The organism is Ruegeria sp. BG3, from assembly GCF_056538485.1.
In genome coordinates, this window is the sequence record NZ_JBQFTE010000003.1 from 125,850 (window position 1) to 149,061 (window position 23,212).

The 23,212-nt window shown below is 57.7% G+C and carries 20 protein-coding genes; 10 read left to right on the forward strand and 10 right to left on the reverse strand.

Going from position 1 to position 23,212, the window contains the following annotated elements:
• Nucleotide 1: 1 nt before the first annotated feature.
• Together ACR0AI_RS06620 and ACR0AI_RS06625 are read right to left on the reverse strand one after the other, a co-directional pair.
• The gene (locus ACR0AI_RS06620) at nt 2–2,185 is read right to left on the reverse strand and encodes a Tex family protein (RefSeq protein ID WP_480672584.1); all 2,184 of its coding nucleotides are present in this window, start codon (nt 2,183–2,185) and stop codon (nt 2–4) included.
• 155 nt (nt 2,186–2,340) lie between these two features.
• Nucleotides 2,341–3,513 (reverse strand): zinc ABC transporter substrate-binding protein, encoded by a 1,173-nt coding sequence (locus ACR0AI_RS06625; RefSeq protein WP_480672586.1) that lies wholly within the window; start codon nt 3,511–3,513, stop codon nt 2,341–2,343.
• Between the two features lie 57 nt (nt 3,514–3,570).
• On the opposite strand from ACR0AI_RS06625, the gene ACR0AI_RS06630 reads away from it, so the two are divergent.
• From ACR0AI_RS06630 to ACR0AI_RS06640, 3 genes are read left to right on the forward strand one after another with little or no spacing between them, the layout of a single operon-like run.
• Entirely contained in the window at nt 3,571–4,083 is a 513-nt protein-coding gene (locus ACR0AI_RS06630; protein ID WP_480672588.1) for a transcriptional repressor, read from the forward strand.
• A gap of 2 nt (nt 4,084–4,085) precedes the next feature.
• Complete coding sequence (locus tag ACR0AI_RS06635; protein WP_480672590.1) at nt 4,086–4,826, forward strand: metal ABC transporter ATP-binding protein; 741 nt, start codon at nt 4,086–4,088, stop codon at nt 4,824–4,826.
• Nucleotides 4,826–5,620, forward strand: coding sequence for an iron chelate uptake ABC transporter family permease subunit (locus tag ACR0AI_RS06640; protein WP_170643304.1), 795 nt, complete (start codon nt 4,826–4,828; stop codon nt 5,618–5,620). The genes ACR0AI_RS06635 and ACR0AI_RS06640 overlap by 1 nt, the downstream gene beginning before the upstream one ends.
• 6 nt (nt 5,621–5,626) lie before the next feature.
• Here the strand turns inward: ACR0AI_RS06640 and ACR0AI_RS06645 are convergent, their stop codons facing one another.
• From ACR0AI_RS06645 to ACR0AI_RS06655, 3 genes are read right to left on the reverse strand one after another with little or no spacing between them, the layout of a single operon-like run.
• A complete protein-coding gene (locus ACR0AI_RS06645; RefSeq protein WP_480672592.1) occupies nt 5,627–6,955 on the reverse strand; it encodes an HlyD family type I secretion periplasmic adaptor subunit in 1,329 nt (442 codons plus the stop codon).
• Between the two features lie 2 nt (nt 6,956–6,957).
• The gene (locus ACR0AI_RS06650; protein WP_480672594.1) at nt 6,958–9,048 is read right to left on the reverse strand and encodes an ABC transporter transmembrane domain-containing protein; all 2,091 of its coding nucleotides are present in this window, start codon (nt 9,046–9,048) and stop codon (nt 6,958–6,960) included.
• Nucleotides 9,045–10,751, reverse strand: coding sequence for an ABC transporter transmembrane domain-containing protein (locus tag ACR0AI_RS06655; RefSeq protein ID WP_480672596.1), 1,707 nt, complete (start codon nt 10,749–10,751; stop codon nt 9,045–9,047). The genes ACR0AI_RS06650 and ACR0AI_RS06655 overlap by 4 nt, the downstream gene beginning before the upstream one ends.
• A 243-nt stretch (nt 10,752–10,994) precedes the next feature.
• Between ACR0AI_RS06655 and ACR0AI_RS06660 the strand changes: the two genes are divergently transcribed.
• Nucleotides 10,995–14,483, forward strand: coding sequence for a PA14 domain-containing protein (locus ACR0AI_RS06660; protein WP_480672598.1), 3,489 nt, complete (start codon nt 10,995–10,997; stop codon nt 14,481–14,483).
• 12 nt (nt 14,484–14,495) lie between these two features.
• Here the strand turns inward: ACR0AI_RS06660 and ACR0AI_RS06665 are convergent, their stop codons facing one another.
• From ACR0AI_RS06665 to ACR0AI_RS06685, 5 genes are read right to left on the reverse strand one after another with little or no spacing between them, the layout of a single operon-like run.
• A complete protein-coding gene (locus ACR0AI_RS06665; protein ID WP_480672600.1) occupies nt 14,496–15,848 on the reverse strand; it encodes a DUF4384 domain-containing protein in 1,353 nt (450 codons plus the stop codon).
• Nucleotides 15,845–16,255 carry an ExbD/TolR family protein gene (locus ACR0AI_RS06670; RefSeq protein ID WP_480672602.1) on the reverse strand — a complete coding sequence of 137 codons (411 nt, stop codon included), beginning with the start codon at nt 16,253–16,255 and terminating at the stop codon, nt 15,845–15,847. The genes ACR0AI_RS06665 and ACR0AI_RS06670 overlap by 4 nt, the downstream gene beginning before the upstream one ends.
• On the reverse strand, nt 16,252–16,680 hold the full coding sequence (locus ACR0AI_RS06675) for an ExbD/TolR family protein (protein ID WP_480701279.1): 429 nt from the start codon (nt 16,678–16,680) through the stop codon (nt 16,252–16,254). Before ACR0AI_RS06675 ends, ACR0AI_RS06670 begins: the two co-directional genes overlap by 4 nt.
• Nucleotides 16,681–16,690: 10 nt before the next feature.
• Entirely contained in the window at nt 16,691–17,311 is a 621-nt protein-coding gene (locus ACR0AI_RS06680; protein ID WP_480672606.1) for a MotA/TolQ/ExbB proton channel family protein, read from the reverse strand.
• Nucleotides 17,312–17,314: 3 nt separating this feature from the next.
• Complete coding sequence (locus ACR0AI_RS06685) at nt 17,315–17,731, reverse strand: hypothetical protein (protein WP_480672608.1); 417 nt, start codon at nt 17,729–17,731, stop codon at nt 17,315–17,317.
• Between the two features lie 367 nt (nt 17,732–18,098).
• Here ACR0AI_RS06685 and tssA point away from each other — a divergent pair, with 367 nt between their 5' ends.
• From tssA to tssE, 6 genes are all read left to right on the forward strand, one after another.
• Nucleotides 18,099–19,145, forward strand: a complete 1,047-nt coding sequence (gene tssA / locus ACR0AI_RS06690) for a type VI secretion system protein TssA (protein ID WP_480672610.1) — start codon at nt 18,099–18,101, stop codon at nt 19,143–19,145.
• Nucleotides 19,146–19,212: 67 nt separating this feature from the next.
• Nucleotides 19,213–19,728 (forward strand): type VI secretion system contractile sheath small subunit, encoded by a 516-nt coding sequence (gene tssB / locus ACR0AI_RS06695; protein WP_170378441.1) that lies wholly within the window; start codon nt 19,213–19,215, stop codon nt 19,726–19,728.
• 3 nt (nt 19,729–19,731) lie between these two features.
• Nucleotides 19,732–21,228 (forward strand): type VI secretion system contractile sheath large subunit, encoded by a 1,497-nt coding sequence (gene tssC, locus ACR0AI_RS06700; RefSeq protein WP_480566653.1) that lies wholly within the window; start codon nt 19,732–19,734, stop codon nt 21,226–21,228.
• Between the two features lie 96 nt (nt 21,229–21,324).
• Nucleotides 21,325–21,819, forward strand: a complete 495-nt coding sequence (locus ACR0AI_RS06705; protein ID WP_170378430.1) for an Hcp family type VI secretion system effector — start codon at nt 21,325–21,327, stop codon at nt 21,817–21,819.
• 81 nt (nt 21,820–21,900) lie between these two features.
• Nucleotides 21,901–22,722: a type VI secretion system accessory protein TagJ gene (locus tag ACR0AI_RS06710; protein ID WP_480672613.1), complete on the forward strand. Its 822-nt coding sequence runs from the start codon at nt 21,901–21,903 to the stop codon at nt 22,720–22,722.
• Complete coding sequence (gene tssE, locus ACR0AI_RS06715; RefSeq protein WP_170378426.1) at nt 22,715–23,209, forward strand: type VI secretion system baseplate subunit TssE; 495 nt, start codon at nt 22,715–22,717, stop codon at nt 23,207–23,209. Before ACR0AI_RS06710 ends, tssE begins: the two co-directional genes overlap by 8 nt.
• The last annotated feature ends 3 nt before the right edge of the window (nt 23,210–23,212 follow it).

Here is a 23,212-nt window from a genome sequence, read left to right on the forward strand (position 1 = left end):
CCTAGCGCTGTCCGCGCCGTTGCTGCGTCCCGCCATCTTTGCGCATGGTCAGGCCAATCCGTTTGCGGGGGACGTCAACCTCGACAACGCGCACCTTCACAACCTGGCCGGTTTTGACCACCTCATGCGGGTCTTTGACAAACCGATCCGCCAATTGACTGACATGGACCAACCCGTCCTGGTGAACGCCGATATCCACGAAGGCCCCGAAGGCGGCCACATTGGTCACCGTCCCCTCCAGCAGCATGCCGGGTTTGAGGTCGGTGATCTCCTCAATGCCGTCCCGGAACGACGCTGTGACAAAACTGGGTCGCGGGTCACGACCCGGTTTTTCAAGCTCGGCAAAGATATCGCGCACGGTGGGCAGGCCAAAGGTCTCATTGGCGAATTGTTCAGCCCGCAAGCCCTTCAGCGCCCCGTCATGTCCCATGATCTGCCGGATATCCCGGCCGCAGGCAGCGACCACGCGGCGGGCGACGTCATAAGCTTCGGGGTGAACCGATGAGGCATCCAGCGGCTCCTCTCCTTCCCGGATGCGTAGAAATCCTGCGCATTGTTCAAAGGCGCGTGGGCCAAGGCGGTCGACCTTCAGCAAGTCTTTGCGAGACTGGAACGCGCCATTGTGATCGCGGTGCTGCACGATGGCCTCGGCCAAACCGGGGCCAAGGCCCGACACATGCGACAGCAGCGGGGCCGAGGCGGTGTTCAGGTCGACACCGACGGCGTTCACCACATCCTCGATCACCGAAGCCAGCGATTGCGACAAGCGATGCTGGTCCACGTCATGCTGGTATTGCCCAACGCCGATGGATTTCGGTTCGATCTTCACCAACTCGGCCAATGGGTCTTGCAAACGGCGCGCGATTGAGACCGCGCCGCGCAGGGATACGTCCAGATCCGGGAACTCTCGCGCCGCCAGTTCCGACGCGGAATAGACCGAGGCCCCGGCCTCAGATACGACTGTTTTGGTGGGGGTTTTGACCGACTTGGGCAGCAGGCTGAGTGTGTCGGCGACCATTCGTTCGGTTTCACGGCTAGCAGTTCCGTTGCCGATGGCGATCAGCTCGATCTGATGGGCCGAGATCAGGTTCAAGATCGCCGCCTGCGCCCCACCCAGATCGTTTTTCGGCTGAAACGGATAGAGCGTGTCTGTCGCAACGACTTTCCCGGTTGCATCCACCACGGCGGCCTTGACGCCGGTTCGAATGCCGGGATCCAGACCCAACGTGGGACGTGCGCCCGCCGGGGCCGCAAACAGAACATCCTTGAGGTTGCGCGAGAACACCTGAATCGCCTCATCCTGCGCCCGGCTGCGCAGGTCGGCCATCAGCTCAACCATCATCGACAGGGACAGCTTGACCCTCCAGGTCCAGCCCGCAACCTTGCGCAACCAATTGTCGCCAAGGCCATCGCCGCGAGTTTGTAGATGCGAGGCAACAATCGCCTCAGCCCGCGCCGCGCCCGCCTCGGGCTCAGGGGCGATATCCAGCGTGACGATCCCCTCTTTCGAAGCCCGCAGCATGGCCAGCGCCCGGTGTGAGGGGGCAGTCGCCCAAAGCTCGGAATGGTCAAAGTAGTCGCTGAACTTCGCGCCTTCCTTTTCTTTGCCCTCAACGAGTTTCGAAGACAAAAGCGCCTCTTGCTGCATGAAATTGCGAAGCTCACCCAGCAGAAGGGCGTTTTCCGTCAGCCGCTCGGTCACGATGTCACGGGCGCCGTTCAAGGCGTCCTTGGTCGTTTCGACAGCCTCGGACAGATAGCCCTGAGCAAGGACTTCGGGGTCGGCATTGCGGTCGGCCAGAATAGCGTCAGCCAGTGGCTCCAGCCCGTTTTCGCGGGCGATCATCGCCTTGGTGCGTCGCTTGGGTTTGTAGGGCAGGTAGATATCTTCCAGCTGCGCCTTGGTCTCGGCCCCGGCGATGGATTTTGCCAGATCGTCCGACAATTTGCCCTGATCCTTGATCGACGTCAGGATCGTCTGCCGCCGCGCCTCCAGCTCTCGCAGATAGGTCAGCCGGTCCGAGAGGGTTCGTAGCTGTGTATCGTCCAGCCCGCCTGTCGCCTCTTTGCGATAGCGGGCCACGAAGGGCACGGTCGCGCCTTCGTCCAGTAACCGAACGGCGGCTGAAACCTGATCCGTGCGCGCGTTGATTTCGGTGGCGATTGTGCGGGCGATACGGTCCAAGGGGGCCTCCTGATACTGGGTCGGAAGGACTTCTTAGACAGCGTTTCGGAAGAGGGGAAGAGGGTCAGCGCATTGGGGCAAGATTTCCTGAAACTGTCTGCCCCTTTGCTTGAGTTCGATGCCCGGCCGTTGATCCGGCCGGGCGTTGACTTGCCCTAGAGGCACTCTGCCAATGTGTTCGCCATATTGCGCAGAAGCTGAGGATAGAGCGCCGCGCCGGGCTCAAGTTCGGCGCCAAGCGGGTCGATCACGGCGGTTTTGGCCTCGGACCCTTCCATCACGGTTGCGATCAGGCCGGGGTTGAACTGCGGCTCGGACAGAACGCAATCAATCCCTTCCTCTTTGATGCGTCCCTGAATTTCCGCAATGCGTGCAGGGCTTGGATCGGATGCATCGCCGATCGAGATTGCACCCGACGCCGGGAAGTCGAAGTCATTTTCAAAATACTGATAGGCGTCGTGGAACACAATGAAGTTGCCTTCTTTGACAGGTGCCAGCGTTTCTGCGATCTCGGCTGACAGGGCTTCCATTTCGGCGCGCGCAGCGGCTGCGTTTTCAAAGTACTTGCCCGCATTTTCAGGGTCAGCAGCCGAGAGTTGAGCAGCAATCACATTCAGCCATGTGCTGGCATTTGCAGGCGACAACCAGGCATGCGGGTCGTGGTCGCCATGCGCGTGACCTTCGTGGTCGTCATGATCATCATGGTCTGCGTGCTCTTCATGGCCATGGTCGTCATGCGCGTGCTCATCTTCTTTGTCATGGTCGTGATCATCGTGACCATGTTCATCCTTGTGATCGTCGTGATCATCATGGGCGTGTTCGTCTTTGTGGTCGTCGTGATCGTCATGCGCGTGTTCGTCTTTGTGATCGTCATGATCATCATGCGCATGTTCGTCTTTGTGATCATCGCCATGATCTTCATGACCGTGATCGTCATGATCCTCGTCATCGCCGTGATCATGCGCTTCGAACAGCGCGTCCTCACGGAAGTCCAGCAGAGTGGTTCCGTCCGCCTCCAGCAACGATGTAACAGTCGCGCCGCCAGCGAGCGTTTCGACAGCGTTTTCCATCCACGGCGTCAGATCTTCGCCAATCCAGAAGACCAAATCCGCCTCTTGCAGAGCTGCCGCCTCGGACGGGCGCAGGTTGTATTCATGCGGCGAGGCGCCCGGCTGAACGATCAGGCTGGGTTCGCCCACGCCGTCCATCACACGGGCCACAAGCGAATGCACTGGGGCAATGTCAACGGCAACATTCGGGACGTCGGCCATGGCTGTTCCGCCCAGCAATGTTGCGGTGATCGAAATGGAAAGGAGGTTTCTGGACATCGGACCCTCTGTGTGATTTTATAACATTTAGACGTGGCATATAAGATATAAGATAACATGACAAGTCAGAGGCAACAGAACTCGACCAGCGAAGCTGCGCCGGTGGGTTTTCACGATCATGACCACGTGTCCTGCGTGGAAACCGGCCTTGCCATAGCCGAGGCAAAGTGCAGCGCCGAGGGGCTGCGCCTGACGCCTGTGCGCCACAAGGTGCTGGAAATGCTGTTGCAGGAACACCGGGCACTTGGCGCCTATGCCATCCTTGATCGCCTGAGGGACGAGGGCTTTGGCTCACAGCCGCCCGTGGCCTATCGCGCTTTGGATTTTCTGGTCGAAAACGGGTTTGTCCATAAGATCGAACGCCTGAACGCTTTTGTAGCCTGCGCCCATCCGGGGGCGACGCATTCACCTGTCTTCATGATCTGCCGTGGCTGTGACGCGGTGGCTGAGGCATCCTCGGCCGTCGATAGCGGGGCCCTTGGCGATGCCGCCCGCGCCGTGGGTTTTGAAATCGAACGTACTGTAGTAGAAGCCGAAGGTCTCTGCTCTGACTGCACCGAAAAGGCCTAGCAATGTCCCTTGTCACCGTTGAAGACCTGAGCGTGAGCTACGGGGCCAATACCGTGCTGCGCCATGTCCATATGATCATCGAACCCGGTGAGATCGTGACAATTGTCGGGCCGAACGGGTCCGGCAAAACAAGCCTGTTGCGCGCCATTATCGGGGCGACCAAACCTGCCAAAGGGCACATTACGCGCAAAAAGGGCCTGCGGATCGGATACGTGCCGCAGAAGTTGCATATCGATCCGACGCTGCCCATTTCAGTCGAGCGCTTCATGCGCCTGACCAATCACGTCAGCCGCGCCCGCTGTGCCGAGGCGCTTGAAGAAGCCGGCGTTCCAGATCTGTTGAAGCGGCAGATGACACAATTGTCCGGTGGGCAGTTTCAGCGCGTGCTGTTGGCGCGTGCCTTGATCAACCACCCGGACATCCTTTTGCTGGACGAAGCGACACAGGGTTTGGATCAACCGGGTTCAGCGGCCTTTTACCGGCAGATTGAAACCGTGCGCCGCGAGACCGGCTGCGCCATTTTGATGATCAGCCACGAGTTGCATGTGGTCATGAGTGCCTCGGACAGGGTGATCTGCCTAAACGGTCATGTCTGCTGCGAAGGCTCGCCGGCTGTTGTGGCTTCAGCCCCTGAATATCGCGCCTTGTTTGGGACAGGGACCGGAGGAGCGCTGGCGCTGTACCGACATGACCACGATCATCATCACGACCACGATCATAGCTCTCAGGACGCTGCAGAATAATGCTGGATGACTTTATGACCCGCGCGACATTGGCCGGGATTGGTGTGGCTTTTGCGGCGGCTCCGCTGGGATGTTTCGTGGTCTGGCGCCGAATGGCCTATTTCGGCGATGCAACCGCGCATGCGGCCATTCTGGGCGTTGCGCTGTCGCTGACCTTCCAGATGTCTATTTTCGCGGGCGCATTGGCCGTAGCTCTGCTGATGGCGTTGACGGTTACTTTGCTGTCCGGGCGGGGATACGCGATGGACACACTATTGGGCGTTCTGGCCCATTCTGCACTGGCCTTTGGCCTCGTCGCAGTGTCATTCCTTTCAGGTGTTCGCATTGACCTGATGGCCTATCTTTTCGGCGATATTCTGGCCGTTTCGCGCACGGACCTCGCCGTGATCTGGGGCGGTGCGGCATTGGTCGTTGCCCTCATCGGCTGGCGTTGGTCGCAGCTATTGACCGCGACCCTGAACGAAGAGCTGGCCTATGCCAGCGGCTACGATCCCAAGCGCGAGCAGTTGATCCTGACCCTGTCTCTGGCGGTGACCGTCGCGGTGGCAATCAAGGTCGTGGGCGTTCTTCTGATCGCAGCCTTGCTGATCATTCCGGCCGCTGCTGCGCGCAGCCTCGCCCGGTCGCCCGAATCCATGGCCTTGATCGCAGCGGCCATCGGAGCGGTTTCCGCCGTAGCCGGTTTGCGGGCGGCTTACGTGTTCGACACGCCTGCAGGGCCGTCAATTGTATGCGTCGCGGCGATACTGTTTGCCTGTTTCAGCCTGTTGGGATGGAAAGGTCACAAGCGCTAGAGCGCCTTACCTTTCATTGAAGGCCCGCTCCAGCGTCAGTTGGACCGGTTTCAATAGATAGCTGAGAAGTGTCTGCTCACCCGTTGTCATCTCGGCCACAACGGTCATACCCGCTTGCAGCGGACGGTTGAGCGCACCTATGCCGATTGTCGAGCCGGCTAGGATGAAGGAGGCCCGGAAATAGGTCTCGCCCGTTTGTTCGTCTGTCATGGGCAGGGGGTGTACCGATTGCAACCGCGCCTCGACCTTGCCAAAGCGGCGTGCATCGAATGTATCGACGCTGATCGCCACCGGGTGTTCCAGAGCCACATGCCCCACCTCGGAATTGTGAATGCGCGCCTCGACCATCAAGGTCTGCCGGGTCGGAAGCAGTTCATAGAGCGTTTCGCCGGGGGCAATAACCTCACCGGGATTGGGTGAGGCAACCGACTGGATCACGCCACGCACCGGAGCGATCAGGCGCAGGTCGGCAAGCCTGGCCTCTAAGAGTTTCTGCGCGGTCTGCAACTGATGATGTTCATGTTCCAGCGCGTTGATGCGGGTCAGCACGTCCTCTCTCAGGGTTAGGCCCCCTTCCGCGAGGGCCGCTTTTGCAAGGGTCAAAGCGTTGCGCGCCTCGGCAACGCGCACACGGGCGTCTTCGGCAGCGGCGCGCATGGCGTCGACTTCGTCTTCTTCTTCCAGAAAATCGCTTAGAGACTTAAGACCCTGCGACTGCAGCTTCGCGTAGCGATCCAGAACCTGCTCTTTTTTTGTGACCCTTTGGCGCGCGAACGCTGCGGCGTCTTCAAGAATCTGCAAGGTCTTGGTTTGCTGCTCAATCGAAACACGCTGAACCTTCTGGCTTTCTAGGAATAGCTCAATACGGGCCGCAGCCGTCGTAAGACCAGAATTCCTAAGCGTTTGTACCTGTGCGGACCTGTGCGGCGTATCGCCTTCAAGCATGGCAAGCACGGCCCTTGCATTTCCTAAATCCCGCGCGACCGAAAAGGCTTGCGCGGACAAGACCTCCATCTCTTGTGTTAGCTCTGGGTGGTGCAATTCAACCAGAACATCACCAATTTCTACAGTTTGACCGTCCTGAACATGGACTGAACGGACAATCCCGCCTTCCATGGTTTCGATCTGAACATAGTGGCCCAGGGGAACGATGGTGCCCGGCGCGCGTGTAATCTGTGGCACCTCGGTGCGCCATGACAAAGCGATCAGGCTGGCAAGAAAGCCGGTGATAGCAAGCGCGAGGAATGCTGCGAACCGAGGCGCGCGGGCACGCTTTAGTCGAGCGCTGCGATCCAGCGGCCCTTCTCGGTATGTAGACTTTTTTCGGAAAACCATCGTCAAGCTCCAAGCGTTTTCAGAGCGGCCAACATCTTCTTGCGCCCGACATCTCCGGTGTCGTTCACAGCTACCTGACCTGCGTTGAGATAGATGAAGCGATCGGCAATTTTCAAAAAGGAACGATCTGCTGTCGCAATGATCACCGTGTGGACCCCAGCCTGATCCTTGACCCAGGTTTTGAATGCTTGACGGCGGGTGTCGTTTAACCCGTTTGTCGGCTCAGAGAACAGGTAGACCGAGGCTGGTCGTGCCATGCTGCGTGCAAGGGTGAGAGATTTCAAAATCTCATCTGGCATTTGCGAAAGGGCCTCATCAGAAAGGCGCGTCTTTACACCGTTTGCCAGAGTGTTGTGCCCTTGTCGTAAGCCCATCTTATCCAGCGAGGCTTGAATTTCCATGTTGGAAATGGACGGCGCAGCCAGCCGGAAATTCTGCGCAACAGTGCCATAGAAAAGTGATTTCTCGTAGGTGGCGTAGGTGACCGATTTACGCAGCTCATCCCGCGCGATTTGGCGGATGTCGATCCCGTCATGTTCGATCGTTCCGCCAATCGGAGCCGCCAAACCGTCGATCAGATCCAGGACAGCCGTCCGCGCGGCGGTGTCACTGCTCAGGACAATTACGACTTCGCCCTGACTAAATGTCAGGCTGACTTGCGACAGGATCGGAGGGCGAAGTGGATCGGGGCGATGTGTCACCGAGGAAAACGAGATGGAACCGTTCAGCGCTTTCTGGTGGGACCAGCCGAGGCCAAGTTCCATCTCTTGCGGCAGGGACAGCACCCGGTCCGCTTGCTCGCGGCTGGCCTGGAAAGACATAAGCTGCGGAAATCCGGAATACAGCGCCTGAAGTGGTCCAAAGATCTTTGACACCAACGCGATTGAGGCGATCAGAGCTCCAAAACTCAATTCCCCGGAAATGGCGGCATGGGCGCACAAAATAATTGCACCGGTTGTGGCCAAGGCCGCAAGCGTTTGCCCCAATGACTGCGCAAGTGCTCGGAGCTGCCGAGCGCGCTTTTTGCTTTCCTCACTGGTTTCGATCAAGGGCATGCAACGTTGGAGCCAAGGCGTTTGCATGCCGAGATTTGCGAAGGTGCCTTGATGGCCGATTGCGTCTTGTACTGCCAGCTGGCTGAGTGCGGCGTCCTGTGTGGCTTTCTTGTCGAGCTGTTTTTGACGTGGGATCGTGATCAATCCCACTATTGCCAAAGCCACTGCCAAGCCAAGTGTCCAAAGCCCGACGCTTGGCGCAAGATAGAGTAGAACGGCGAGGAACAATAAGGCAAAGGGCAGGTCCAGAAGCATGGTGATCATCTGCCCGGTAAACATCTCTCGCAGGGCCTCGAACTGGCGGAACCGGGACAGGTGCTGGTTGACGTCCGAGCTTTGGATTTGGCCCAGTGGCAGGGACATCAGTTTTCGGAACAAGGCGGTCATCAGCGCTTGTTCGCCGCGCCAGCCAATAAATGTCAGCGCGCGCGTGCGTATGTGGCGAAAACCCATGTCTGTTGCCGCGATGACGGCGACCCCAACGGCCAGTGACAGCAGCATATCAACAGATCCCGAGGGGATGATCCGGTCGTAAACAGCCATTATCAGCAGCGGAGCAAAAAGGCCCAGGATGTTGCTGAGCATGGAGACAAACAAAAGACCCGGCAGAATCGGGCGGAGGTCGCGAAAGGCCTGTGATACGGTGATCTGCGTTTTCGCGGAGTGGTCATAGGCAAAACGATCGATCCGAAACAGGCTGCACCGGTGACGTGGAAGCTTTTGAAACCGTGAATTTTCCGCCTTTACGTCATCAACCAGTACATGCGCGCCTTTGCTGTTAAGCGCGAGGAAGGCTGGCCCATGATCGGGTACGACCAAGGCAGGACAGTCCGAGGCCGCGATCTCGTGCATCCGACACCTGATCTGCGCGAATGGTATTCCGAGATTATCCAGGGTTTGTGCAATGTCCCTCGGCTGCAAGCGTTGAGAAAAGTGCGGAAACGCTTCGATCAGGCTGTCTCGGTCATGTTTCCAACCACTTGCCTGCAGGAGCGACTGGAAAAGCTGAGTGGTGTTTTCAATCGACAAAGTGGTCATGCGGCACCTCTTTTCATGCGGCACACTTCATCAGTGTCTCGATGAGCATCCTCTTGCCATTGAAGCAGATCGGAGGTCCGGATGTTGCCCAGCTGGGCGGATTGATCCGTCAGCTGGTGCAACCGTGGGTCGGGGCTTGCGATCACCAGAGTGGGGGGCGGCGAAAGCGTTTTCAAACAGGTTGCCAAGGCCTGACGCTCAGGTGCGTCCAGAACAGACGAGGGTTCATTCATCAGTAACATCCGAGGGCGTAAAGCAAGGGCTCGGGTCAGCGCGATCAGTTGTCGGTTGACCGGATCGCTTTCAAAACTCGACCCCTTGCCCAGCTGGGTATTGTAGCCTTCTGGCAGCCGGTGAATACGCCGCTCCAAACCAAGCTCGGAGGCAATCTGTTTGGCACGTTCAACCGTTTCGGTGCCGCCAAACGCGGCTAGATTGTCCAGCAAGGTTGCTGATAAGATCGCAGGGTCGCGCTCCAGCGCTACTATCCCGCCCCGACCGACAGGGGCGGATAGTTCAGTTGTTGCAGCCTCATCTATCAGGCACGAGCCGGCATTGGGCTCTTGGTTGCCCAGAATGGTCGCAAATAGGGCATCGACTATCCAACTTTCTTCGGCTTCTATCAGTATCCCAGTGCCGGGCGGCACGTGAAAACTCACTGGGCGATTAACGGCCTCTTTGTTTTGTGGGTGCGACAGGCATAGCGTTTCAACCCGTAGATCACCTTTCATTTTTTTATGGCCGATCCAGCTTGGCGGTTGCTGAGAGATACTGTCCATTTCGCGCAGTTTCCGCCGGGACAACGCGACGCTTTCTGACTGAACCCATATCGCCATGATCTTGGTTAAAGGCTGAATGATACGACCATTCAGAAGCATACAGGCCGCCAATTCGGCAATCCCGATCATGTTCTGAATGACGAGATAAGCCCCCAGTAACCCCATTGCGGCAACCATGATCTGCCCGAAAACAGCGCCAAAACTCTGCGCAAAACCCGAAAACAGGATCAGTTTGCGGCTGACCTCTACGGTCTGGTCCTCCAACAACTCAAACCTTCGGGCCATCTGAGGCTCCATCCGGTTGGCTTTGACCGTGGACAGGTTGGACAGAAGGGCCGTGAGGAACGCATAGCGACGCGAATCCAGAGCCTTGCGACGCTCGAACAGGGACCATTGCAGGTGTTTCATTAATCCCGCAAACAGTAAAACGATACAGAACGCGGCAACCGGGACCAGAACCAACCACCCTCCGATCAAGCCGATCATGAGGGCGAACAGGATGGTAAATGGCAGATCAATGGCGCGCGTTTGGCTCTGACCTGATTGGTGTTCTCGCAGTTGGCTGATCGCCATGTAGCGGTCAAAATAGGTGCCGGCGGTGTCTTGGGAGAAGTGGATCGGGTTTGCGTTCAAAACCTGTTCAAGGAATCGGCGCTGGCGGGTGACAGCACTCTCTTCGGCCCCGGTTGTCAACAGAACAGAACGCGCCCAACGCAACAAAAACTCAAGCCCAGCCCCGATCACCAGTGCCCAGGTCAGGATGCGCAACGTCTCGGTCGACTGAAAGGGGATGATGCGGTCGAAGATCAGCAGAATGGTGATTGGCATGAGAAGGGACAAGATGTTCAGCGAAAGCGACGCCGCCAGCAGAGGAATACCCATCCGCAGCCTTGTTCTGCGCTTGACCGACCTGTTCGCTTTCATGTGTTAACGCCCGTTCATTTGCCCCCTAGGTCTGGGGTCGCGGCGTTTAAGAACGAGTAAACATCAGGTCACAGGATGCGCTGAGTTTAGAAAAAATTGCATGTATTTCAGTAACTTTTGAGAAATCTCCACGTGCTACTGGTTTTTGGGAATCGTCAGTAGGTAAATCGGGGTTTTGCGATGAAAAAGCCGGACATCAATCTGAATTTTCAAGCGAATTCAGCGAAGTCTGAGCAAAGCGAAATGCAGGATATTGCAGAAAATCTTTCACGGGCACCTGCAATTTCGGCTGAGGACCCGACCAGAAGTACTCTGCATACCGGCGAACAGGCGCAAGGGGTGCTGGATGAAGCTCAGACCAGTGGCGGAGCACCTTCGGCGGGCGTCAATTTCGGTGAGAGAACGGTGGTTGAAGAAGGTGTTGAAACAGGCATAGCAAGCGTACCGCAAAGCGTTGTCGCACGGGCTGGGTCGCCCTTAAATACAAGCCCATCTGGCGAAAGTGGGCAATCGGATCACCAAGAGAGTGTCTCCTCTGCTGAAACAACTGTCGGACCGCTTCCTACTGCCGATATATCGGCTGAATTTCCGGACGCTACGCCTGAGGTCGAGCCGAACGAGCCCACCCTTCCGACAATTCCTGCGGTCTCGCCCCCTCAGCCACAGCAAGAACAAAACCAAGCCCCCAAGGATGTCATGCTCGACGGCTCAAGCCTATCAGAGGACGATGAAGGTGCGGTGGTCGGGACCATTACGGTGTTTGATCCGGATTCGGATGGGCCGCATCAGTTTGAGGTGTCTGACCCTCGGTTCGAAATCCTCGACGGTCAGTTGCGGTTGAAACCCGGTGTTGCGCTCGACCATGAAGACGCAGGCAGTGTTGAGGTGGATGTCACCGTCACGGATGAGGGCGGTTTAAGCTTGACTGAACGTTTCACAATCGACGTTGCGGATGTGAACGAAGGCCCGGAAACAGTGTCGTTGGACGGTACGACAGTGGCTGAAAACGCGATAGGGGCAGCGGTGGGAAATATTTCCGTCGTGGACCCTGATCGGAATGACGCCCATAGGTATGAGATCTCGGATGAACGCTTTGAAGCCTCGGGCGGGCAATTGCGCTTGCGACCGGGTATCTCGTTGGACCACGAGGGCGAAGATCACATTGAAATCAGTATCAAGGCGACCGACGCCGGAGGCTTGAGCGTCACCGAAACATTCTCGATATCGGTTCAGGATATCAACGAAGCGCCGATTGATCTGACTGTTCAAAACGGAACAGAAAACCTGATCCGGAACGGCAGTTTTGAGGAATTCGAGCTTGCGCAGGGCCGGTGGAGGGGGTTTGACGATGATCAAACCGGTGCCTGGACCGATGCCAACGGGATCGAGATCTGGGACCGCCTGGGAGGGCTTCAGGCCTCGGACGGGGATCAGGTGATGGAGATGGACCATGGTTGGGACATGGATAGCATCTCTCAGGTCGTGCAGACGCAGGAGGGGCAGCTCTATGATCTGGGCCTCGACCTGCGCGAACGCCTTGCGAATGGCACCGATACGGTTGAGGTGTTTTGGAACGACACACTGGTTGCAGAACTGGATCCCAAATCGTCGGATTGGGAGACGTTCCAACTGCAGGTTGTCGGTACAGGGCAAGACAAGCTGGAACTGCGTGAGACCGAAGGCCAAAACGATTCCTATGGCGCGTTGGTCGACAATATCACTCTGACCGAAGTACAGCTGACCGTGGCTGAACATGTCGCGGGCGCCGTGATTGGTCAGGTCCGGTTCGATGATCCCGATCATGGTGATACGCACCGGGTCGAGGTCTCGGATGACAGGTTCGAAGTGATTGGGGGGCAGCTACGTCTGAAACCGGATGTGGCGCTTGATCGCAGTGCGGCTGAGGCCTTGACGGTTGATGTGACGGTCGTCGACGAAGGTGGGCTAAGCACGACCGAGACATTTTCGATCTCTGTTGCAGACAGGCCCGATATGTCGATCAGCCTTGGGTTTCACGCTAAGTATTTCGATGTCGATCACCGACTTCAGCGACTTGAAGATGTGAACTGGGATTCCCCCGCTACACATCAGGAGGTCACGACAGAGATCAACTACGAAGTCAGTCGTGGGTCTTTTTGGGAAGATGGGTCGCGAAATACTTTCGGCGTCGAGATCACCGGGACGGTACGGGTGTCTGAGGGCGGGACATTCACCTTCCATCTCGGTGCGGACGAAGGTGCGGTGCTTTTGGTTGATGGTGTGCAGGTCATCAACGAGGACGATTCACATGGATATCAAACACGGTCGGGCCAGATTGATCTGGAGCCCGGAGCGCACGCTATAGAAGTTCGTTATTTTGAAGGTTCGGGCCAAGCAGGCTTGAAACTGGAATGGGATGGCCCCGGCCTTGACGGTCGACAGCTTGTTTCGGCCCCGGATGTCGCTCAGGCGCAGGTCGTGGCGGGGACTCCGCTCGCTTTCGATATTGACACGACAGCTTTGGAAATTGGCGACGATACCTTGTTTTCCCTGGACGGATTGCCACCGGGAACGCGGGTTGAAGTGGACGGTCAGACCTATGCTGCCGGTCCAGACGGCACGCTGGAAATGGAAGGTTGGCAGGGGGACTTGCTGATCATACAGCCTCCATTCGATTTCTCGGGCCCTATTGATGTGGCGGTACGTTCCTCTACACCAACCGAATTCGGTGGTAGCCAAGACGCTGTCCAGACAGTGTCGTTCGAGGTTCATCCGGCGCAGGTTTTTGCCCCGACTGCGCAAGTGAGTGGTGGATTTCAGGCCAGCTTTTTCGATTTGGAACATAGGCTTTCGAAATTGGACGACATTGATTGGAACGCCGACCCGACACATCAGGAAATCGTGTCTGAAATTCACTACAAAAACAGCGCTGACTCGTTCTGGGAAGGGGGGTCAAAAGACACCTTCGGTGCCCGCTTGGAGGGGCGTATTTCGGTCGAAGAAGGCGGCACATACACCTTCTTTGCCGGAGGGGATGATGGAGTCGTATTGTTGGTCAATGGTATCGAGGTGATCGAGAATGATGGGCTGCACGCCTACAAGACCCGAGCCGGTCAGATCGAACTCGACCCCGGCACCCACGAAATTGAGGTCAGGTATTTCGAGAACTACGGGCATGCAGGGCTAAAACTGGAATGGGAAGGCCCTGATACCAAGGGTCGCGCCTTGGTGCAGGCGGACCCGGAACTGGCGATTGAAGAAAACGGGACGTTGGCGGTTGGAATTGACCTGATGGGTGCCAGCGATCAGGCGGATGTGGCAATTGCGGGGTTGCCAGCCAACAGCCTAATCGTCGGTGCTGAGGCGGCGGTGATGTCGGATGGAGGGCCGGTTGATGTGAGCGGCTGGGATATCGGTTATCTTGAAATCTCGCCGCCCCCGGGGTTTGAGGGCGCAATTGATGGCCAGATCGTGATCTCGGATACCGGCTTTAACGGCGCGCCGGTGACATCGACAACCGCGTTTTCGATGGATGTTGGTGATGTTGATGCGCTTACGAAACTCGATGCGCCGGATGAATTCGCGTTCTTCGCGAGTGCCTCGCACAACGGGGATGTAGCATCTTGGGATGCTGATTCACCCGATGCCGCGCAGGATGACTCTGACGATGTTCTAAATGAAGACGTGATCTCGCCATCGCACGCCGAGATTACGAGTATCGAGACGGAGGCCTTTGAAAGGGTCGATTGGTAGCCCGCGGCTGACCTATTCGGACGTGGTTATGAAAAAATAGACCCATTCGCCTTTGAATTCCGGGTCCTTGGCGCGGGCGTCGGCGACTCGATCTTTGAGGAATTCAAGGTAAGGTCCCGCTGGTTCGATCAGGGGTCTTTCATCTTCAAATAGGGGGGTCGACGCCGCAAAGGCCACCGCGATTTCTTGTCCGTACGGAGGGCCGATGGTGATGAAAAGGCCGGGGTCGCCTTTTTCCTCAGCGCCAATTTTGAATGCAGATTTGGCGAGTGTTCTGGCAAGCGGGACCGATGAGTTTGGACTGAGGTGTATGACCTGACCGTCGGCGTCGAAATAGTCGACATAGATATAGGCGTCGTAGTCGGCTCCGGTCAGATCAAGGACCAGTTGCTGACCCGAGGCGTAGCGAAACTCACGCGTGTGAATATCATCGCCCACCAGCAGGGGGTTGGTGATCTGGTCGGTGGATTGCGGCAATCCCACATCGACAATCCCGCTGAGCGCGCCGCATTGGGGTCGGGGAAGGATCAGCAGATTGTCAGTGACCTGAATATTGGCCCCCATCTGCGCCTGAAGCGCCGACAGGACAGGCCCGCGAAGGCCGTTTTCTGGGATATGACCGATCAGTTCGAGGGTGTTTGTTTCTGGGCGGAACTGCACCTGAAGGCGTGAGCAGGGTACCTTGGCCAGTAGGCCGTCTATGCCATCACGCAGGTCTTCAGCCGCCTGACCCGAATCTTCGGGGCGCGTGAAACTTTGAAAGGCGGCGAGGCTTACGGGATCAATCGGGGAATCGCCGGTTGCCGAAAACACATCAGCCGCCTTGGCCCTTGGGACATCCGGTTGGGTTTGGGTCAAAGCGACAGGCTGCGTCTGCACGGCCTGAGCGGCATCGAAGTACGGCTGTGTCAACGCCACTGAATCCAACTGCGTCTGGTTGGATGACACTGTGGTCGTCGGCAACTCGGCCGAGGCCAGAGTCACCGCAACCGCCTGTTCGGCAACGACAGACTGCGGCTTGTCTGGAACGGCCGCCAGAGCCTGCGTTTGGCTGGCCACCTGATCGCTGGCCGCGAGGCTTAGGGCGTTCGCGGCAATCTCTGGGGCCGAGGATTGCGGAATAGCGCCCTGCGCTAATCGAGCGCCGCTTGTTTCTTCGGCTGAGGTTGCCTCAGCATCCGGCTGCGCTTGCGCCGCGGTGCTTTGTTTGACCTGATGGGCCGAAAGCTGCATCCGTGTTTCCGGTACGGGCTGCTCGATCACGGGTTCAGGCTCCGTAGACCAAAGCAGAACAACCGTAGCCACTGCGTGAATGGCGAGCGAACAGAACAGCGCAACGCCCCATATCAACGGAGTGCGCGTCACCGGACCGGACCCGGAGGTGTAACGACCAGCACCACATCCCGCGCGCCCATCGCCTCAAACGTGGCGATCAAGGGCAAGACCTCGCGCAGGGCGGTATCTTGATGGGCGTTTATCCGCAGCAGCAGGTCCGGCTGTTCGGACAGCGCGGCCTCCACCGATAGCGCGATTTGATCCGCTGGAAGTTCTGTTCCGTCGAGGGCCAATTGGCCATCAGCGCTGACCGACAGGGTCAATCCACCAGCTGGCATATCCGCTCCGGATTGCGAAACCGGCGGTGTCACGTCGAATGGCGCAGTGGCGTCCATGCGTCCGATAAGCATGAAGAAGACCAGTAGGAAAAAGACGACATCTATCAGGGCGATGATGGTTTCGGGGTGGTGGCGTGGGGCAGGGCGGGTGATCCTCATGGGCGCGCCTCCAGCCGGACGACGCGCATGTTGGTCACGCCTGCGCGGGTGACGACGTCCATGACGGTGACCAGCGCCTGCATGCGAGCGCTGCCGGTTGGTAGAACGATCACCGGAGTTGCCGGTGCCTGGGCTATTCTATCGGACAACAGTGCCTCAAGGTCTGCTGAGGTCAGCGTCTGCCCTCGGAAATAGGGCGCTCCGTCGCCTCCAATACGGATCACCACGGCGCTGGCGGGTTCACCCGAGATGCCGGAGGATGCTGGGCGGTCCGATTGAGCGAAGGCCGGGATCATGTCGAGGTTCAGATAGGTCGAGGTCACCATGAAGAACACCAGCAAGATAAGCATAACGTCGATCATCGGCACCAGCGAGATCAGGGGCCGCATCGGTCTGCGTCTGTTCAGGCTAAGCTCAGAGGACATGTGTGATCCCTTAGTGCGTGCCGCGTTCCTCGATCACCATCAACTGCCCAACCGCGTTCTCAATCGCCTGAGCGCCCGCTTCTGCGCGGCCCGATAGCAGCGATGCCCCGACAGCGGCGGGGATGGCGACCAACAGACCGGCGGCTGTGGTCAGCAAGGCCTGCCAGATCCCGCCCGCTAGGACCGAGGCATTTGCCGCGCCTTGCGCCAGTTCCAACTCCTGAAACGACTGGATCATACCGGTCACAGTCCCCAACAGGCCGAGCAGGGGCGAGATCATCGCGATCAGCTCCAGCACGCGAATCCATGTGTTCATGGCTGCGAATTCCTGATTGCCGCGACGTGTGAGTTCGGCCATCAAGGCGGGCCCCTTGAACCCATCGTTCAGCGCCTGCATGGCATAGGCGCAGACGCGATCGGCTGGAGATTTCCCTGCAGCGACGGCTGCCTGCGCCGCCTGCCTGTCGCCCTTGGACCACTGCACCAGTGCTGTGTCCCTTGCGTCTCCGCCGGACCGAACAGGGGCCAATTGCATCCCCTTGATGACGATCAAAGTGACCGAAAGCAGCGACAACGCGCCAAGAATTGCGATGATTGGGCCTCCTGCGCCCAGTGTCTCAAGCCCGAACATGATCTATTGCGCCAGATTGGCTGAGGTTTTGCTGCCCAGCGCGAGCAGTGGGAAGCAATCCAGAGGTTCGGCGTTCTGAGGCTTGCAGGCCGGCAGGTCATGCAGCAGCACCTCTGAGATATTGGAGCATTCAATCTCAGGGATTTCGAACAGTTTCAGCACGGTGCGTTGAACGGGTAGGGGTGCCGCGTCGATAGACAGCAGCCGGTCGATCACGCCATTGCCGTCGAGTATGGCCAGCGACATCTCGAATTCTTCGAAACTATTGTCGGTCTGGTTGCGAAACAGGAAGAACGCTCGGCATCCGCCGTTATCGGCGGGTTCGAATTTGTTTAACTCGATTCCAAGGCGGCCCTCATCAGCCTGCGCGGTTGCGGTCATCAGTGTCAATGCAATTGCGCCGAAAAGCGATTTTCTCATCTTCCTACCTCTGCTGCCGGTCGTTGAACCCACATCCGATGTCTTGCGTCGCGGGTCTTAGCACTGAACATTGCAGAAACAGGGCGCATGCGGGAAGATATTTTTGCAATGGGTCACGTTCGCGATGGAATGATGAACTTGCCCTAGCGTAAACAAACGGTACGGCGGGTCGGGAAAATGTGTATATTGATCTCAACCTGGTCTGCGCATTGCGACCGATTAACCACACAAGCCGCAGAGGAAACTGGAAGTGTTTGCGAGTTTCGCCATCATGTGAACTAATTCATACACAAGATTGCAGGCGCTGATGTAAGCGATTCAACAAGAACAACAAGCTGCGATCGAACAGGACGGTATTGGGAATAAAATGGACCTTTCATCTTATCTGGAGCCCAGAGACGACGAACCCCCCAGCGGAGAAAATCTGGAATATGATCCGGCCTTTACGGACCTTGAGATCGCGGCTCAGCCGGGCGAAGAGCGTCAGATGGGCGATGAGGTCGTCGCGGCCGAAGAACAGGACTGGCGCGATGTCGAGGAAAAGGCGTTGGCCGTCATGGATAAAAGCCATGACATTCGCGCCGCGATCTATTTGGCCGAGGCGGTTTTGCACACCAAGGGTCTGCCCGCCTTTGCCTCGGCCGTGGGCTATGTGAAATCTCTGCTGGAAGACAATTGGGAGACCTGCCACCCAGAGCTGGATGAAGATGACGGCGATGCCACGATGCGCATCAATGCGGTGCGCGGTCTGGCCTCGTCTGATCGGATGGTACGCGCCTTGCGTCGGACCGCTTTGACGGACAGCCGTATGTTCGGTCGGATGACCCTGCGCCATCTGGACGTCGCCGAGGGTCGCATCAACATGCCCGCAGATTTGGACGACGCACCGGATGCAACCGGTGTTGCGGCCGCGTTCAAGGATACCGATGACGAGGTGTTGGAGGCCAATGCCGATGCGGCGTCCACGGCTCTGGACGATGTCGAAGCAATCGACGCTGTTTTCAGCGACAAAACTCCCGGCGAAGGTCCAGATCTGACGCCTCTGTCTGATGCGTTGAAAAGCATCAAGCAGGCGTTGGCCAGCTATGCCGATGTGGGTGAGGCCGATGAAGACGATTCCGGCGACGATGACAGCCCAAGCGGCCCATCGGGTGCCCCGGCCGCGCCGATGGCGTCGGGTGGTGGCGGCGGTGGGGCGATCAACTCGCCCGAGGATGTCACCCGGATGCTCGAACGCATCATGGACTACTACGAGCGATGCGAACCTTCCAGCCCACTGCCCATTCTGCTGGAACGCGCCAAACGCCTTGTTAATGCCGATTTTCTGACGATTATCGAAGACATGGCAAAAGAGGGTCTGGACGAGGTGCGCCAGATCGGCGGCATAAAAGAAGACGACGATGACGATTATTGATCCGTTTGGGCGCAAGCTGAACACCGGATTGAAAAGAAATACTGATGGATGAATCGAGGAGCATCAGATGGCTGACAGTTCACAAAAATTTATAGCCCGGAACAGGGCTCCGAGGGTTCAGATCGAATATGATGTTGAACTCTATGGTGCCGAAAAGAAGGTCCAGCTGCCCTTTGTCATGGGCGTCATGAGCGACCTTGCCGGGAAATCCGAGGTCGAGCAGCCCGCCGTGGCCGACCGCAAGTTCCTGGAAATTGACGTCGACAATTTCGACGACCGGATGAAGTCGATGGCGCCGCGTGCGGCCTTCACCGTGCCGAACACCTTGACGGGTGAGGGCAATCTGGCCGTCGATATCACGTTCGAAAGCATGGATGATTTCAGCCCCGCCGCGATTGCAGCAAAGGTTGAGCCGCTCAAGGAGCTGCTGGATGCGCGCACCCAGCTGTCCAACTTGATGACATATATGGATGGTAAAACCGGGGCCGAGGATCTGATTTCGAAGATCATGCAGGACCCGTCGCTGCTTAAGACACTGGCAGCCCAGCCCAAACCCGGCGCTGACGCTGCCGAGGAGGAGTAAAAGATGGCCGAAGAAGAAGCCAAGGTAGAAGCCGCCGAAGGCGCAACCGCGTTTGGGTCCTCGGAATTCGAGGCTCTGCTGACGAAAGAGTTCCGCCCCAAGTCGGATCAGGCGAAAACCGCCGTTGAAAGCGCGGTCAAGACGCTGGCCGAACAGGCGCTGGCCAATACCGGCCTGATCTCGGACGACGCGTTGCGCTCGATCGAAGGGATCATTGCTGAGATCGACAAGAAACTGACCGAACAGGTCAACCTGATCCTGCACCACGAAGATTTCCAACAAATGGAAAGCGCGTGGCGTGGTCTGCATTATCTGGTGAACAACACCGAAACCGACGAGATGTTGAAAATCCGCGTGATGAACATCTCGAAGAAGGACATGCACAAGACCCTGCGCAAGTTCAAAGGAACTGCATGGGATCAGTCGCCGATCTTCAAGAAGCTCTATGAAGAAGAGTTCGGTCAGTTTGGTGGTGAGCCCTATGGCTCGCTGGTGGCGGACTATCACTTCGACCACAGCCCGCAGGATATCGAGCTGCTCGGCGAGATGTCCAAGATCGCCGCTGCCGCGCATGCGCCTCTGATCACCGGGGCCAAGCCCAGCCTGTTCCAGATGGACAGCTGGTCTGAATTGGCAAACCCGCGTGATCTGACCAAAATCTTCCAGACGCCGGAATATGCCGCATGGCGTAGCCTTCGCGAAAGCGAAGATTCCAAATATGTCGGTCTGGCAATGCCGCGCTTCTTGGGTCGTTTGCCCTATGGCTCGAAAACCGAACCGGTCGAAGAATTCGCGTTCGAAGAAGACACCACCGGTGCCAACAGCGACAGCTACAGCTGGGTCAACGCGGCCTATGGTATGGCCGTGAACATCAACCGCTCCTTCAAGGAATATGGCTGGTGTTCGCGCATTCGCGGCGTGGAAAGCGGCGGCACGGTCGAGGGCCTGCCCGCGCATACCTTCCCAACCGACGATGGCGGCGTGGACATGAAGTGCCCGACCGAGATCGCGATTTCGGACCGTCGCGAGGCGGAACTGGCCAAGAACGGCATGATGCCTCTGATCCACCGCAAGAATAGCGATTCGGCGACCTTCATCGGCGCGCAATCGCTGCACAAGCCGGCGGAATATGATGATGCGGATGCAACCGCGAACGCCAACCTGGCTGCGCGCTTGCCCTATCTGTTCGCGACCTGCCGATTCGCGCATTACCTGAAATGCATGGTGCGTGACAAAGTTGGCTCGTTCAAAAGCCGTCAGGATATGGAATCCTGGTTGCAGGGCTGGATCAACCAATACGTGGACTTCAACGCCGATATCTCGGCCGAAGCGGAAAAAGCACGTAAGCCTTTGGCCTCGGCCGAGGTGGTTGTGGAAGATGTCGAAGGCAATCCGGGCTATTACACGTCCAAATTCTTCCTGCGCCCGCACTATCAGCTGGAAGGCCTGTCGGTCTCTCTGCGTCTCGTATCGAAACTTCCGTCCGAAAAAGCTGGATAAAGGTCAAAAAAATTGGCGGCATGTGATGTGTTTCACTGCCGCCGCTACGACCCTCCGGTAAACCGGGTTTAGAAACTAGAAAAGAGGAAGGCTAAAATGGAAAACGTATTTGTACAGATGGACTTCCCGGGCGAAGCACGGGAAAAACAGCACAAAGATTGGATCGCGGTTAAGTCGATTTCGTGGGAGGTTGAGCGGACGCTGGACATGTCCGACATGGGCACCACACAGCGCGGTTATGCCAACGCGAATTTCGGCAAAGTGACCCTGAACACCGAGCTCAGCAAAGCGTCTGCCAAGATCATGACTTATGTTGCGTCGGGCAAGTCGAACTCGGAAATGCTCATCCATATGTGCCGGTCTGGCGATGACGAAAAGAAAGGCATGGAGCCTTATCTGATCATCAAGCTGCGTGACGCAATCGTGGACAGCTACTCGGTCGATGGTGGCGAAGACTCGATCCCGTCGGAAACCTGGACCGTCGCGTATCGTGGCATCTCGGTTAAGTACAAGATTGCCGACTTCAAAACCGGCAAGCTCAGCGACTGCAACGAGTTCCTGTGGAATCTGGAAACTGGCGACGTCAGCTAAGGTTTCAAACGACTACGGGTCCCGGTGGCATATGCCACCGGGGCTTTTGCACTTTTTCCATCCTGACTGCGCGAGGGTTACATGACGCCGGAAGAGCATCTTAAATCAGGCGATCTGGCGGCCACATTGGCCACTCTGCAAGATAAAGTCCGTGCCAATCCCGCAGACGCCAAGCTGCGGATTTTTCTGTTTCAGCTGCTCTGTGTAATGGGCGACTGGAAACGCGCGATCACCCAGTTGAAACTGAGCGCGGAGATGGATGAAGCGGCCACGATGATGGCCAAAACCTACCGCGAGGCCATCATTTGCGAAGTCTATCGCGAAAAAGTCTTTGCCGGGGAAAAGACCCCGATGATTTTTGGTGAGCCAGAAGAGTGGCTGGCACATCTGATCGAGGCACAGAAACTGACAGCTGGCGGACATTTCGACCAGGCCGCCGAACTGCGCGCAAAAGCATTTGACGCTGCGCCCGCGACATCCGGTACGGTGAATGGCGAAGCGTTCGGATGGATCGCCGACGCCGATATGCGGCTGGGGCCGGTCCTCGAAGTGATCGTGAACGGCCGCTATTTCTGGCTGCCGTTTTCTCAGATCGTGCGGATCGACATCGAACTGCCCAGCGACCTGCGGGACGCAGTCTGGACGGCCTGCACGCTGACGGTTGCCAGCGGAGGGGAACTCGCTGCCCTGATCCCAACACGCTATGCCGGTTCGACCGAGCAGGGCGATGATGCTGCCCGTCTGGCACGGGCGACCACTTGGGTCGATGCCGGCGGTGAAACCTTTGTCGGGCTGGGCCAACGTTTGCTGACAACAGACAAGTCCGACATCGCGCTTCTGGATATTCGCGAACTGGTTCTGGACGTGGCGGCCGGTGCCGGGGAAACGGCGGGAGATGGCTGAGAAGACCCTTGCCGAACGCCTACAACCCTCGCTTCTGGATCGGTTGACGGATGACGCGCCGGATCAGTTGAAAGAGGGACGGGATTCCCGTGTGATCGACGTTGGGCGTCTGCGCGAGATTATCCAGCGCGATCTGTCCATGCTGCTGAACACTACCGATCAATCCGATCTGATTGATGAGGATGTCTATCCTTATGCCTCCAAGTCGGTCCTGAACTACGGCATCCGCCAGACCTCAGGCTCGTTCTCAACCTTGCGTCAGGCCCAGCGAATTCAGAAGTCCATTGCCGATTCTATCGAAGTGTTTGAGCCTCGGATCGTGAAAGGCTCGGTCGCGGTCGAATTGCGCTCGGAAAAGCAATCGGGCGAGATGCATGTGGACTATGACATCCGCGCGGTGATGTGGGCACAACCCATGCCTCTGGAATTGTATCTGCGCAGCCGGGTCGATGTGACCACCGGCGAAGTCTCGATCGAGCGGAGCTAGGCG